Genomic DNA, 13744 nt, shown 5'->3' with positions numbered 1-13744 from the left:
ACACTGGTGTTAGTTAATTGCCCGTTATCGCCAATGCAACCCCCCGCCGCCGGCTGAGTCCCGCGGCCTCGCGCGACGCGGCGCTGGAGGCGGCGCGCGCCTTGCTGGTGGAGGACGGACCGCAGGCGGTGACGCTGAAGGCGGTGGCGGGGCGCGTCGGGCGGACACATGCCAATCTGCTCCACCATTTCGGTTCGGCGGACGGTTTGCAGCGCGCGCTGATCGAGCGAATGACCGCATTGGTGGTCGCCCCGATCCGCGACGCTGCCCGCCGCTCGCGCGAGCGCAAGGACCCGGCGGAACTGGTCGACGTGGTGTTCGACGCGTTCGGCGCGAACGGCGCGGGGGCGCTGGCGACCTGGATGATCCTGAACGGCAATCAGGACGCGCTCGACCCGATCCTGACCGCCGTCCACGATCTGGTCGAGGACCTGTCGCGCGACGAACACCGCCCCGACGCCCCGATCAAGGACGAGACGCTGCAACTGGTGCTGGCGGCGCTAGGCGACGCACTGCTGGGCGCCCCGATGGCGCGCGCGCTGGGGCTGCCGCGGGACCGCGCGCGGGGGATCGCGCGGGAGATGTTGCTCAGGGATCGGGGAGTCGAGCCGCCCGTCATTTCCCCGCAGGCGGGAATCCATAACCTCTGACCTTTCGCCCCTATCGGCAAGCCTGCGCGTCTGGATTCCCGCCTGCGCGGGAACGACGGATGGTAAGGGTCATCGTCGCGGCGAAGCCGCGTCGTCGGTCGCGGGCAAGCCCGCGCCGGCCGGGCGCGCGGCATAGTGCTTTAGCGGCGCTAAAGCGCTAAGCCGCGCGCCATGCACTTTCTCGATCAAGCGAAAATCTTCGTCCGCTCCGGCGCGGGCGGTCCCGGCGCGGTCAGTTTCCGGCGCGAAAAATATATCGAATATGGCGGCCCCGACGGTGGTAACGGCGGCAAGGGCGGCGACATCGTGTTCGAGGCGGTCGCCGGCCTCAACACCTTGATCGACTTCCGCTATACCCAGCATTTCCGCGCCCCGCGCGGCATCGGCGGTTCGGGCAGCAACCGGACCGGCGCGGGCGGCGAGGATCTGGTCATCAAGGTGCCGGTCGGTACGCAGATCCTGGCCGACGACGACGAGCGCACGCTGCTGGCCGACATGACGCGCGTAGGGGAGCGAATCACTTTCCTGCGCGGCGGCGACGGCGGGCGCGGCAACGCCAGCTACAAGACCTCCACCAACCGCGCCCCGCGCCAGCACGGCACCGGCTGGCCGTATGAAGAGGCGTGGGTGTGGCTGCGGCTGAAGCTGCTGGCCGACGCCGGGCTGGTCGGACTGCCCAATGCGGGCAAGTCGACCTTCATCAACCAGGTGACGAACGCGCAGGCCAAGGTCGGCGCCTACGCCTTCACCACCACGCGCCCGCAATTGGGCGTCGTGCGCCACAAGCAGCGCGAGTTCGTCGTCGCCGACATCCCCGGCCTGATCGAGGGCGCGGCGGACGGCGCGGGGATCGGCGATCGCTTCCTGGGGCATATCGAGCGCTGCCGCGTGCTGCTCCACCTGATCGACGCCAACGACGAGGATGTGGCCGAAAGCTATCGCATCGTCCGCGACGAACTGACCGCCTATGGCGGCGGGCTCGATGAGAAGCCGGTGGTGGTCGCCCTCAACAAGATCGACACGCTCGACGACGAATTGATCGCCGCGCTGTCGGCGGAACTGGAAGAGGCGAGCGGCGCGGAGGTCATCCCGATCTCCGGCGCGAGCGGGGTCGGCGTCGACTGGGCGCTCGACCGCCTGCTGGAGGCAATTCCGGCGCCGGATCGCCCGGTCGACGACGATGGCGAGGAGGATTCGCTCGAATGGTCACCGCTGCAGCCGGGGCGCTGAGGATGTAACGCATTCTATTAACCTTACCTGCTACGGAGGGGCAGGGAAGGTTGATGATGCAGATCAGAGAAGGCATTTTGCTGGCGTCGGCGATGCTGCTCGCCTCGTGCGGGAGCGACGGCTCGCCGAGTCCGGCACCGGCAACGGCACCAAGCCCGACACCGGCTTCGCCCCTCTCGCCCCTCCCCAGCCCGTCACCGACGCCGGCTCCTTCGCCGTCGCCGACTCCTTCGCCGTCGCCGACTCCTTCCGCGGCGCCGTCCCCCACCGCGGCTGGGGTGGAGCCCTATGCGCTGGGCACCCTCGGCTATACGCTCGATCCCGGCATTCCCGGCGACAAGCTGGAGGCCATTCGGGAGGCGATGGATTTCGCGATCAGCCACACCAACACCCTGGGTGCGTTCAGCGGCAACGTCTATGTCACCTATGGCGCGGGTACGCCGACCGCCGATGCCAGCTATCGCGGGCAGATACGGTTCGGCGGCTCGATCGGACGGCGCGTGGCACTGCACGAACTGGCGCACTGGTTCGGCTCCGGCACGACCGACGAATGGGACCGGCTGGTGCGTGACGGACGCTTCATCGGCACGCGAACCGTCACGCGCATCACCGCCTTCGACGGGCCCAGCGCGTATCTGAATGCGGGCGGGTATCATTTCTGGCCCTATGGCCTGAATTACGACAATGAATTTAGCGACACCCAGCGCAACACGCAGCTGGTGAGCACCCAGGTCGCCGACATGGGGCTGGGGCAGGACGTGACGGCCGCGATCGCTGGCACGCGGCGGTTCCAGAACCGTTCCAGCCGCCATGTTCTCCAGTCTGTCGTCTCCGCGGGCTACCCGAGCGAGGCGGCATCGGTCACCGGCGGCACGCAGGAGTGGCGCGTCACCTTCGCGGACGGCTTCATCACGCTGGCGAACGGCGCGGACGGACGGATGATCAAGGCAACCGCCAGCGGCGACAATGCCGCGGCGATGATGGCCACGGCGGACGGTTCGACGGCGCAGCAATGGGAAATGATGCCGACCGGCGACGGATGGTTCCTGCTGCGCAACCGCGCGACGCGCAATTGCCTCGACAATATCGGCGATCTGGCGGCGGGCGCGCCGGTCCGGCTGTGGGGCTGCGGCTGGCACCCGAACCAGCAATGGCGGCTGATCCGCTGATTGAAGCGGCGGGCGCGGGTGGCTAACGCTGCGCGCATCATGTCGCTGTTCCCGCCCGCCACCTGCCCGCGCCTGATCGTCAAGATCGGCTCGGCGCTGCTCGTCGATCCCGATGGGGGTGTGCGGCGTGCGTGGCTGGAGCGGATCGCGCGCGCCGTCGCCGAACGCACCGCCGCCGGGCAGCAGGTGGCGGTGGTGTCGTCGGGCGCGATCGCGCTGGGCGCGCGGCGGCTGGGGCTCGCCAAGGGTGGACGCGCCAGCCTGGAGGACGCGCAGGCCGCCGCCGCGACCGGGCAGATCGCGCTGGCGGGGGTGTGGGCCGACGTGCTGGCCGCCGAAGGGCTGACCGCCGCGCAGATGCTGGTGACGCTCGGCGATCTCGAAGAGCGCCGCCGCTATCTGAACGCCGCCGCCACCCTGGGGCGGCTGCTTCAGCTCGGCACGGTGCCGGTCATCAACGAGAACGATTCGGTCGCGACCGAGGAAATCCGCTTCGGCGACAACGACCGGCTGGCGGCGCGCATCGCCCAGGCATCGGCCGCGCAGGGCGTGGTGCTGCTGTCCGACGTCGACGGCCTGTACGACCGCAACCCGGCGTTGCCGGGCGCGCGGCATATTCCGCGCGTCGAGCGGATCGACGGGACGATCGAGGGAATGGCCGATCGCGGCTCCGCCTCCGGCATGGGATCGGGGGGCATGGTGTCGAAGATCGCCGCCGCGCGGATCGCCAATGCGGCGGGCGCGGGCCTCGCGATCGCCTCGGGCCGGGTCGAACAGCCGCTGTCCGCCGATGCGCGTCATACGCTGTTCGTCGCCGAACGCGCCGCGCCCGCGCGCAAGGCGTGGCTGGCGGGCGGCCTCACGGCGGCGGGGGCGATCCATGTCGATGCCGGTGCGGCACACGCACTGACCGAGGGGCGCAGCCTGCTCGCGGCGGGGGCGACGCGCGTCGAGGGCAGCTTCGCGCGCGGCGACCTCGTGACGATCAGCGGCCCCGACGGGGTGATCGCACGCGGCCTCGCCGAATATGACGCCGCCGACGCTGCCCGGCTGCTCGGGCGGCGTAGCGAGGAGCATGAGGGGCTGCTCGGCTATGCCCCGCGCGCTGCGCTGGTTCATCGCAACCATATGGCGTTGCTATGATTCTCGCCATCACCGGCGGCACCGGCTTCGTCGGCGGGCAGGTGATCGAACGGGCGCTGGCCGCAGGGCATAGCGTCCGCGCGCTCGCTCGTCGTCCGCAGCCTGCGCGCGAGGGCGTGACGTGGATCGCGGGCGCGCTGGACGATGGCGATGCGGTATCCGCGCTGGTGTCGACCGCCGCGGCCGTGATCCATGTCGCGGGTGCCGTGAACGCCCCCGACCGCGCCGCCTTCGCCGCCGCCAATATCGACGGCACCCGCATGGTCGTCGCGGCGGCGCGGACGTGGAACGTCCGCCGCTTCCTCCATGTCTCCTCGCTCGCCGCGCGCGCGCCGGAACTGTCCAGCTACGGCTGGTCGAAGGCCGGGGCGGAGCGGGTCGTGAGCGACAGCGGGCTGGACTGGACGATCGTCCGTCCGCCCGGCGTCTATGGCCCCGGCGACATGGAGCAGCGCGACCTGTTCCGCGCCGCCGCGCGCGTCGGGATCGTGCCGATGCCGCCGCATGGGCGGCTGTCGATCATCCATGTCGCCGATCTCGCCCGACTGCTGCTGGCGCTGGCCGAAGCGCCCGCCGACCGGACCGTCCACGAACCCGGCGACGGCAGCGTGCTGAGCTATGCCGACTTCGCACATGCGATCGGCCGGGCGGTCGGGCGGCGGTCGATCGCGCTCTCCCTCCCCGCCCCGCTGCTGCGCGGCGCGGCGCGCATCGACAAACTGCTGCGTGGACGCGGCGCGAAGCTGACAGCCGACCGCGTCGCCTACATGCTCCACCCCGATTGGGTCGCCGATCCCGCCAAGGCCCCGCCCGCCGCGCTATGGCGACCCAAGATCGGCACGGCGGAGGGGCTTTCCGACACGGCACGATGGTATCGTGCCCACGGCTTGCTATAGCGCGGTCAGACAAACGCCGCATTTCAGGGCCACAGCATCATCATGACCGACCGCACCGCCATTCTCGACACGCTCCGCGCCCAGATCGAATCCTTCAACAAGAAGGGTATCGAGGTGACCGAGGCCACCACCTTCCAGGGCGATCTGGAATGGGATTCGCTGACCGTCATGGATTTCGTCGCCGCGATCGAGGACGAGTTCGAGATCATCATCACGATGAACATGCAGGCCGAGATCGAAACCGTCGGCCAGCTCGCCGATGCGGTCGAGAAGCTGAAGGACTGACGCGGATGACCGAGAGCGGCCTCCAGCCCGAAGCGCTGCCCGCAGAGGCGACCCCGGTCGCCCCGGAACGCGACCTGTTCTCCAAGTTCGATCCGCTCCTTGCCGAACGCGACGCGCTGATGTCCTCGGGCGTGCGCGATCCGTTCGGGATCGTCATGGAACAGGTCACTTCCCCCACCACGGCGGTGATCCGTGGCAAGGAGACGATCCTGCTCGGCACCTACAATTACATGGGGATGACCTTCGACCCTGACGTGATCGCGGCCGGCACCCGCGCGCTGGAACAGTTCGGCAGCGGCACCAACGGCAGCCGGATGCTCAACGGCACCTTCCGCGACCATGTCGAGGCCGAGGACGCGCTGAAGGAATTCTACGGCGCCAGCGGCGCGATCGTCTTCTCGACCGGCTATCAGGCCAATCTCGGCACGATCTCGACCATGGCGGGACGCGGCGAGTACGTCATCCTCGATGCCGACAGCCATGCGTCCATCTATGACGGCTGCAAGATGGGCGATGCGGAAATCGTCCGCTTCCGCCACAATTCGGTCGAGGATCTCGACAAGCGCCTCGGCCGCCTGCCCAAGGAACCGGGCAAGCTGGTCGTGCTGGAGGGCGTCTATTCGATGCTCGGCGACATCGCGCCGCTGCGCGAGATGGTGCAGGTGTCGAAGAAGCACGGCTGCATGGTGCTGGTCGACGAAGCGCATTCGATGGGCTTCTTCGGCGAGCATGGGCGCGGCGTGTACGAGGCGCAGGGACTGGTGCTGGGCGAGGACGTCGATCTGGTGATCGGCACCTTCTCGAAATCGGTCGGGACGGTCGGCGGCTTCTGCATCTCCAACCATCCGAAGTTCGAGGGGCTGCGCTTCTCGTGCCGCCCGTACATCTTCACCGCCTCGCTGCCGCCGTCGGTGGTCGCGACCGCCGCGACCTCGGTGCGCAAGCTGATGACCGCGCATGACAAGCGCGCGCGGCTGTGGAGCAATGCGCGCCAGCTTCACGCCGGACTGAAGGCGCTCGGCTTCGCGCTCGGAACCGAGACGTGCGATTCGGCGATCGTCGCGGTGATCCTGCAGGATCAGGCGCAGGCGGTGGTGATGTGGCAGGCGCTGCTGGAGGCGGGGCTGTACGTCAATGTCGCGCGCCCGCCCGCCACGCCGTCGGGCACGTTCCTGCTGCGCTGCTCGATCTGCGCCGAGCACACCCCCGAACAGATCGATCGCGTGATCGCGATGTTCGCCACGGCGGGTCAACTGGCCGGCGCGACGAGTTGAACGTCGCTTTGTCACTTCGTTAAGCAATGTTAACCTAACGTCGTGTCCGAGATGCTGGACGACGACAACCCGAAGGGCCTGGCCGCGGCCTGGCGGACCATCACGCTCAGCGTGATGGCCGTGGCCGGGGCCGTCGTGCTCGCGCTGCTGGTCGTCACGCTGAGCGAGGTAAATCGCCAGCGCGATCAGGCACTTGCCTCGCAACGCCACAGCTATGACGTGATGATCCTGGCGCGCACGGTGCAGGGCACGGTGGCGCATTCCGAGGCATCTCTGGGCCGCTACGTCATTTCCGGCGACCAGCAGCTGGGCCAGATCTATTACGACGACTGGCGCCGCGCGGCGATGGCGATCCGGCGGCTGACGAAGCTGACCGCCGACAATGACGTGCAGTCGCGCCACCTCGCCGAACTACGCGACGCGTTCCAGGCGCGCGGCGACGAGCTGGCACTGACCGCGCTCAGCACCAATTACGGCCAGAACAACCAGGCCCTGTCGCGCTTCTATCAGGCGCGGCGCAGCGACGCGCTCACGCGGATCAACGACGCGCTCGACGGGATCATCACCGACGAACGCCTGCTGCTGGAGATGCGTACCGCACAGGCGCGCGCGTCGGTGCGGCGATCGACGACAATCGCCAAGGTGCTGGCGGTGTTCGGCGTGCTGCTGGTCGGCGGCGGGATCGCGATGGGCTGGGTGATGGTCGATGCGCTGACCGATCGGGCACTGGCGCGCGCCGAGGCGCGCGACGAGCGACGCCGCGCCGACGAACTGGCGGAGGCGGTCGCGCGCGCCACCGACGAATTGCGCCAGCAGGAAGCCCGGCTGCGACAGGTGCAGAAGATGGAGGCGGTGGGGCAGCTCACCGGCGGCATCGCGCACGACTTCAACAACATGCTGGCGGTCGTCGTCAGCGGGATCGAACTGGCCGCGCGCCACCTGCCCCCCGGATCGGGTGAGGCCGCACGCCATCTGGAGGGCGCGCGCGACGGGGCGGAGCGCGCCGCGGCGCTGACCGGCCGGCTGCTCGCCTTCGCGCGGGAAACCGCGATCAATCCGGAGCCGATCGACGCCGCGACGCTGTTCGCGGACCTTCAGGACATGCTGGTGCGCTCGCTGGGCGACGGCATCATCCTGGCCTTCGAGGATCGCAGCGACGGCTGGCGCACCCGCGTCGATCGCGTGCAGCTGGAAAACACTTTGCTCAACCTGGTCGTCAACGCGCGTGACGCGATGGACGGGCGCGGCACGCTGACCATCCGGGCCAGTGCCGCGACCCTGCCACCGGGCGACGACACGACACGCCCCGCCGGCGAGTTCGTTACGCTGTCGGTCACCGACCACGGCAGCGGCATCGCCCCAGACGTGCTGGAGCGGGTGTTCGAGCCGTTCTTCACCACCAAGCCGGTCGGCAAGGGCACCGGTCTGGGCCTGAGCCAGACCTTCTCCTTCGCGCGGCAGGTGGGCGGCGACGTCTCGATCGCCTCCACGCCCGGCGTGGGCACGACGGTGACGCTGCTGCTCCCGCGCGACCAGTGCGACGAGGGCGCGGTCCGCCCGACCGACGCACCCAGCGGGCCGCTGGCGCCGGCCGAGGTCGCGGGCAGCATGTCGATCCTGCTGGTCGAGGACGACCCGCGCGTGCTGTCGGCGACCATGGAGGCGTTGATCGAACTGGGGCACCAGCCGGTCCCGTGCGACGACGCCGCTCATGTCGCGGAGACGCTGGCCGGGATGCCCTCGATCGATCTGATCGTGTCCGACGTGCTGATGCCGACACTGACCGGCCCGGAGATGGTCGCCACGCTGCCCGACGCCTACGCGCATGTGCCGGTGCTGTTCGTCACCGGCTTCGCGGGAGAGGCCGGTGCCGGGGCCAACCTGGGCGACCGACCGGTGTTGCGCAAGCCGTTCACGCTCGCCGGGCTGGACCGCGCGATCTGCGCGGCGGTGGCGCGCGGCGACCAGACCCCGCTCGCCGCCGAATAGGCCAAATCGACTGCTGACGTGCCGGTCCGGGCGCCGTATAGCCGGTCGTCCCGTCCGTTTCCCACGAAGGCTGCGCCGTCCCGCCCATGACATCGATCGACCGCTACATGGCCCGGCTGATCGCGCTGCCGCTGTTCTCGACGCTGCTCATCGCGGCGATGCTGCTGATTCTCGACCGGATCCGCCGCCTGTTCGACTTCGTCGCGACGCAGGGCGGCCCGGTCAGCGTCGTGTGGAAGATGCTGGCCAACCTGCTGCCGGAATATCTGGGGCTGGGCATACCGATCGGGTTGATGCTGGGCGTGCTGCTGGCCTTCCGCCGCATCGCGACGTCGAGCGAGTTGGACGTGATGCGCGCGGTCGGCATGAGCTACGGCCGGCTGCTGCGCGTTCCCTATTATTATGCGATCGTGCTCGCGGCGCTGAACATCGCGATCGTCGGCTATATCCAGCCGCAGGCACGCTATGCCTATGAACAACTGCGTTTCGAGCTGCGCACCGGCGCGCTCGGCGCGTCGATCAAGACCGGCGAGTTCACGCATCTGGGCGACAAGATGACGCTGCGGATCGAGCGCAGCCAGGATCGCGGGCGCAAGCTGTCGGGCATCTTCGTTCATGCCGAAACGCCGCGCGGCGACTGGGTGGGCGTCACCGCCGCATCGGGGCAGTTCCTGGCCACCGACGATCCCAACGTCATCATCTTCCGCCTGACGAACGGTACGCTGATCCACAATCGTCCGGACTTCCGGACGCCGCGCACGCTGACCTTCAGCTCGCACGACCTCCCGATCAACCTGCCGCGTTTCGAGAGTTTCCGAACGCGTGGCGGCAAGAACCTGGAATATACGCTGCCCGAACTCGCGCGGATGGGACACGCCCCGACCGCCAGCGAGGAGCAGCGCGACGGCAGCCGCGCGGAGTTCCACTTCCGGCTGGTCGAGGTCGCATCGATGTTCCTGTTGCCATTGCTGGCGGTCGCGCTGGGCGTCCCGCCGAAGCGGTCGACGTCGGCGCTGGGCGTGTTCCTGTCGATCGTGATGGTCGTGACCTATCACAAGATCAACCAATATGCCGCGTCGCTGGGTGAGCGCGGAACCGTCGATCCGGCCATCGCCCTGTGGGTGCCGTTCGTGATCTTCGCCGCGCTGATCCTCTGGATGTATCACCAGATCGCCAATGTGCCGGGCGGGCAGCCGATCGGGGCGCTGGAACGCTTCTTCGGCAAGGCATGGGCGATGGTGGCCCGTTACCTGCCGGGCCGGCGTCGCAAGGAGGCCCGCGCATGAGCGCGCTGTTCCCGTCGCGCACCGTCGCGATCTATATGGCGCGGCTGTTCCTGACGCGGACCTTCGGGATCCTGTTCGGGCTGGTGCTGGTGCTCCAGACACTCGACCTGCTCAGCGAGAGCGGGCGCATCCTGGCGACCGCCGGCAACGGCGACGCGGAAGTGTGGCGGTACGTCTCGCTGCGCGCGCCGCAGCTGATCTCGACCTTCCTGCCCTTTTCCGTTCTGCTGGGCACGATCCTGACGCTGATCACGATGAACGCCAACAGCGAGGTCGTGGCGCTGAAGGCCAGCGGCCTGTCCGCGCATCAGGTGCTCGCCCCGCTGGTGATCGCCAGCGTCGGCATCGCCGGGATGACGTTCGCCTTCAACGACCGGATCGTCAGCCGTGCCACCGCCGAACTGAGCGCATGGCAGAAGGTGAATTACGGCGCGATGCCCGTCGATCGCGGCAATCGCAGCAACGTCTGGGTGCGCGCGGAGAACAACCTGATCCAGGCCGATGCGATCGCCGGGCGCGGCGCGGGTGCGAGGCTGGGCGGCGTGACCGTCTACGAACGCGATGCCGAGGGCGGGCTGACGGGGCTGGTGACCGCACCGCGCGGCGTGCGGGACGGCGACGGCTGGCGGATCTGGCCGGCCAAACGCTTCGATGTGGCGGCGGGTACGGTCACGCCGCTGGGCGCGACCGTCGTCGGGCGCGGCGTGACACCCGATCAGTTCACGCTGGCGAACGTCGATGGCGATGCCTTGTCCTTCAAGGGCTTGCGCGAGGCCATCGGCGACCTTCAGGAGGCCGGCCGCCCGACCAAGGCGCTGGAGGGCGTGCTGTGGCACAAGCTGTCCGGCCCCTTGTCGTCGGTGCTGATGCCGCTGCTGGGCGCGGTGGCGGCGTTCGGGATCGCGCGGTCCGGCGCGCTGTTCGTGCGCGCGGTGATCGGCATGGCGCTGGGCTTCGCCTATTTCGTGGCCGACAATTTCGCGCTCGCGATGGGCAATCTCGGCGCCTATCCGCCATTTCTGGCGGCCTGGGCGCCGTTCCTGCTGTTCCTGCTGATCGGCGAGGCGGTGCTGCTGCGGACCGAGGAATAGCGTCGCGTGCGGCGCGGGGTCAGCGCCCCCGCATCGTGGCAGTGGCGATCTTGCCCACCAACCCGGGCAGTCCGCGATAATTCGCCTTATAATAGGGCGAGTCAGGCTCCAGAACGTCGCTCAATCGCCGGTGCGCCTCGGCCAGCGCGTGATAGGGCACGCCCGGCAGCAAATGATGCAGCGCGTGATAGCGCAACCCGATCGGCGCCCAGAGGACCGGCAGCAGCGCCGGCGGCGGCACGTTGACCGAATCGAGATATTGCGCGGTCACCGTCATCACCTCGCCCTCATTCTCCCAGAGGTGCGCGACGAGCGTGCGGACCTGGTTGATGAGCGCGACGCCCGACCCCACGGCCAGAAAGACCAGCACGGCCTTGAGCGGCAGCACGCCGGTCACGGTGGTGACGATCAGTGCCAGCGCCCAGATCGCGGTCACGGTTTCCAGCATGTCCCAGCGCGCCTTCTCGTCGCCCTGCGGCATCCGGCGGCGGAACTGCGGATTGATCGACAGCGCCGAATAGCGTGCGATCACCGTCTCGCGCAGCGCCGGCGACAGCGCGGACAGCGGCGCGAGCACGCCGAAGCGGATCAGCAGCCCGATCGGCGCCAGCGCCGACACCAGGATGAACACCGGCAGCGTCCACGGCTTCATCAACGCCAGCGGCAGATATTCGGGATCCTCCGCGGTGCCATAGCGCGTCTTCGCATGGTGCAGGTTGTGGACGCCTTCGTACATGAACGACGGGATCATCATCGGCACGCCGATCAGCGCGTTCCAGCCGGTGCGGAAGCCGGGAAGCGACGCATGCTTCACGTGCGTCAGCTCGTGGATCATGCTCATGCCGCGATACAGCGCCAGCACGGCGACGATCCCGGCCACGATCGCGACCCAGAGCGTGCCGCTGAGGATCGCCACCGCCAGCGCCCCATAGCCGACCAGCGACGAGCCGATCAGATCGGCCCAGTAGATGCCGGCATTCGGCTTCACGAGATCGCGGGTCAGCTCCGCCGCCGCCTTCAGCATCGCCTTGTCGTCGGCGATCGGCAGACGCGCGGGGCGCGCGGCCGCGCCGGCGCGTTCGAGGGTGATCGTGTTCATGGAGGTAGCCATTGCCGTAACATAGTGGCGACACGGTGGCCGTAACAGCGGGTCGCTCTCACCAATCTGTGCAATTGTTAACTCGCTATGATCGAGCGAGCCGTTTACCACGCCGTGCCATGAGCGACCTTTCCATTACGCCCGTCCTGACGAACAAGGATCGCAAGGCGTTCGTCGATGTGCCCTTTCGCCTGTATGCGGACGATCCCTGCTGGGTGCCGCCGCTGAAGGGCGAGGCGCTGGGCCTCATTACCCCGGCGAAGAACGGCTGGTTCAGTCATGCCAAGGCGCAACTGTTCCTCGCGCGGCGCGGCGGGACGATCGTGGGGCGCATCTCCGCGCATATCGACACGCTCGGGCTGGAAATGCCGGTCGAGCGCGGCTTCGGCCCCGGCTGCGGCCAATGGGGCCTGATGGATGCCGAGGACGAGGAGGTCTTCACGGCGCTGCTCGCGACGGCCGAAGGCTGGCTGCGCGACCAGGGCATGACCCGCGCGCTGGGCCCGATCAGCATGTCGATCTGGGAAGAGCCGGGGCTGCTGGTCGAAGGCTATCATCAGGCGCCGACGGTGATGATGGGGCATCACAAGCCCGAATATCGCGGCTGGATCGAGCGCGCCGGCTATCGGCCGGTCAAGAAGTTGCAGACCTATGAGCTGGACATCACGCAGGAATTTCCGCCGCTGGTGAAGCGGATCATCCGGTCGGGCGAGAACAACAAGAGCATCGTCGTCCGCAAGGTCGACAAACGCAGGTTCGAGGAGGAAGCCGCGATCATCCTCGACATCCTCAACGATGCATGGTCCGACAACTGGGGCTTCATCCCGCTGACCCCGCCCGAGGTCAAGGACGTGGGCGTCAAGCTGAAGCCGATCGTCTTCAACGACCTGATCCGCATCGCCGAACTGGACGGCAAGCCGGTGGCGTTCATGATCACGCTGCCCGACCTGAACGAGGCGATCAAGCCGCTGAACGGCAGCCTGCTGCCGTTCGGCTGGGCCAAGGTGCTGTGGTGGCTGCGCAAGCCGAAGGTCACGACGATGCGCGTGCCGTTGATGGGCGTGCGCAAGGAATTGCAGGCGTCGCGACTGGCCGGGCAACTGGCGTTCATGATGATCGAGGCGATCCGGCAGGCCTCGGTCGCGCATTACGGTGCGTCGCGCGGCGAGATCGGCTGGGTCCTGGACGACAATCAGGGCATGAATTCGATCGCCACCGCGATCGATAGCCGCGTCAACAAGGTCTACCAGATCTACGAACGGGCGCTGTAGCCCGCTGCGACGGGCACCGGCCAGCTGCGGCGGCGGTGCCCGTGCGACAGGCGGGGGATCACAGCCCCTTCGGAACGATGACGCCGATGTCCTTCCAGTCGCTGCGCGTCTTGCAGACGGTCGTGACGATGTGGCTGCCGGTCATCTCGGTCTTGTAGCAATAGCGCGTCGCGGGCGAGCGTACCGCAGCGACGGCGGCGGTCGAGGCGGCGGCGACCGCGGCGTCGGGGGTGGCGGTCGGCTTGGGATCGGCGGTCGCCGGCAGGACGGCGATCAGGCTGGTCAGCGCGGCGGTGATGATGGTCTTCATGGCAAATCTCCCTGCCCGATGATCGGGACACGGGAAGCATTGCACGGTGCG

The 13744-nt window shown here is 68.5% G+C and carries 13 protein-coding genes; 11 read left to right on the top strand and 2 right to left on the bottom strand.

What is annotated here, in order from left to right:
- The first annotated feature begins 26 nt into the window (after window positions 1-26).
- From NS334_RS02225 to lptG, 10 genes are all read left to right on the top strand, one after another.
- The gene (locus tag NS334_RS02225) at window positions 27-650 is read left to right on the top strand and encodes a TetR/AcrR family transcriptional regulator (RefSeq protein ID WP_058754375.1); all 624 of its coding nucleotides are present in this window, start codon (window positions 27-29) and stop codon (window positions 648-650) included.
- A 171-nt stretch (window positions 651-821) separates the two neighbouring features.
- Window positions 822-1880, top strand: a complete 1059-nt coding sequence (gene obgE / locus NS334_RS02220) for a GTPase ObgE (RefSeq protein WP_058754352.1) — start codon at window positions 822-824, stop codon at window positions 1878-1880.
- Window positions 1881-2158: 278 nt separating this feature from the next.
- On the top strand, window positions 2159-3049 hold the full coding sequence (locus NS334_RS02215) for an RICIN domain-containing protein (RefSeq protein ID WP_058754351.1): 891 nt from the start codon (window positions 2159-2161) through the stop codon (window positions 3047-3049).
- Window positions 3050-3088: 39 nt separating this feature from the next.
- Window positions 3089-4192: a glutamate 5-kinase gene (gene proB, locus NS334_RS02210; RefSeq protein WP_058754350.1), complete on the top strand. Its 1104-nt coding sequence runs from the start codon at window positions 3089-3091 to the stop codon at window positions 4190-4192.
- On the top strand, window positions 4189-5088 hold the full coding sequence (locus tag NS334_RS02205) for an NAD-dependent epimerase/dehydratase family protein (RefSeq protein WP_058754349.1): 900 nt from the start codon (window positions 4189-4191) through the stop codon (window positions 5086-5088). Before proB ends, NS334_RS02205 begins: the two co-directional genes overlap by 4 nt.
- Window positions 5089-5130: 42 nt before the next feature.
- Window positions 5131-5373: an acyl carrier protein gene (locus NS334_RS02200; protein WP_058754348.1), complete on the top strand. Its 243-nt coding sequence runs from the start codon at window positions 5131-5133 to the stop codon at window positions 5371-5373.
- 5 nt (window positions 5374-5378) lie between these two features.
- Window positions 5379-6647, top strand: a complete 1269-nt coding sequence (gene spt, locus NS334_RS02195) for a serine palmitoyltransferase (RefSeq protein ID WP_058754347.1) — start codon at window positions 5379-5381, stop codon at window positions 6645-6647.
- Window positions 6648-6698: 51 nt separating this feature from the next.
- A complete protein-coding gene (locus tag NS334_RS02190; RefSeq protein ID WP_058754346.1) occupies window positions 6699-8636 on the top strand; it encodes an ATP-binding protein in 1938 nt (645 codons plus the stop codon).
- An 86-nt stretch (window positions 8637-8722) separates the two neighbouring features.
- Window positions 8723-9922: an LPS export ABC transporter permease LptF gene (gene lptF / locus NS334_RS02185; RefSeq protein ID WP_193752977.1), complete on the top strand. Its 1200-nt coding sequence runs from the start codon at window positions 8723-8725 to the stop codon at window positions 9920-9922.
- The gene (lptG, locus tag NS334_RS02180) at window positions 9919-11013 is read left to right on the top strand and encodes an LPS export ABC transporter permease LptG (protein WP_058754345.1); all 1095 of its coding nucleotides are present in this window, start codon (window positions 9919-9921) and stop codon (window positions 11011-11013) included. The genes lptF and lptG overlap by 4 nt, the downstream gene beginning before the upstream one ends.
- A 19-nt stretch (window positions 11014-11032) precedes the next feature.
- On the opposite strand, the gene NS334_RS02175 is transcribed toward lptG, so the two are convergent.
- Complete coding sequence (locus NS334_RS02175; protein WP_083500203.1) at window positions 11033-12112, bottom strand: fatty acid desaturase family protein; 1080 nt, start codon at window positions 12110-12112, stop codon at window positions 11033-11035.
- A 119-nt stretch (window positions 12113-12231) separates the two neighbouring features.
- Between NS334_RS02175 and NS334_RS02170 the strand changes: the two genes are divergently transcribed.
- Window positions 12232-13383 (top strand): hypothetical protein, encoded by a 1152-nt coding sequence (locus NS334_RS02170; RefSeq protein WP_058754343.1) that lies wholly within the window; start codon window positions 12232-12234, stop codon window positions 13381-13383.
- Window positions 13384-13441: 58 nt separating this feature from the next.
- On the opposite strand, the gene NS334_RS18515 is transcribed toward NS334_RS02170, so the two are convergent.
- Window positions 13442-13693, bottom strand: a complete 252-nt coding sequence (locus NS334_RS18515) for a hypothetical protein (protein WP_058754342.1) — start codon at window positions 13691-13693, stop codon at window positions 13442-13444.
- Window positions 13694-13744 lie beyond the last annotated feature (51 nt).

The sequence above is a fragment of the Sphingomonas endophytica genome (genome assembly GCF_001476895.1).
Lineage (GTDB): Bacteria > Pseudomonadota > Alphaproteobacteria > Sphingomonadales > Sphingomonadaceae > Sphingomonas > Sphingomonas endophytica_A.
The sequence above is the reverse complement of the archived record's forward strand: the minus strand, read 5'-3'. Positions and strand labels throughout refer to the sequence as shown.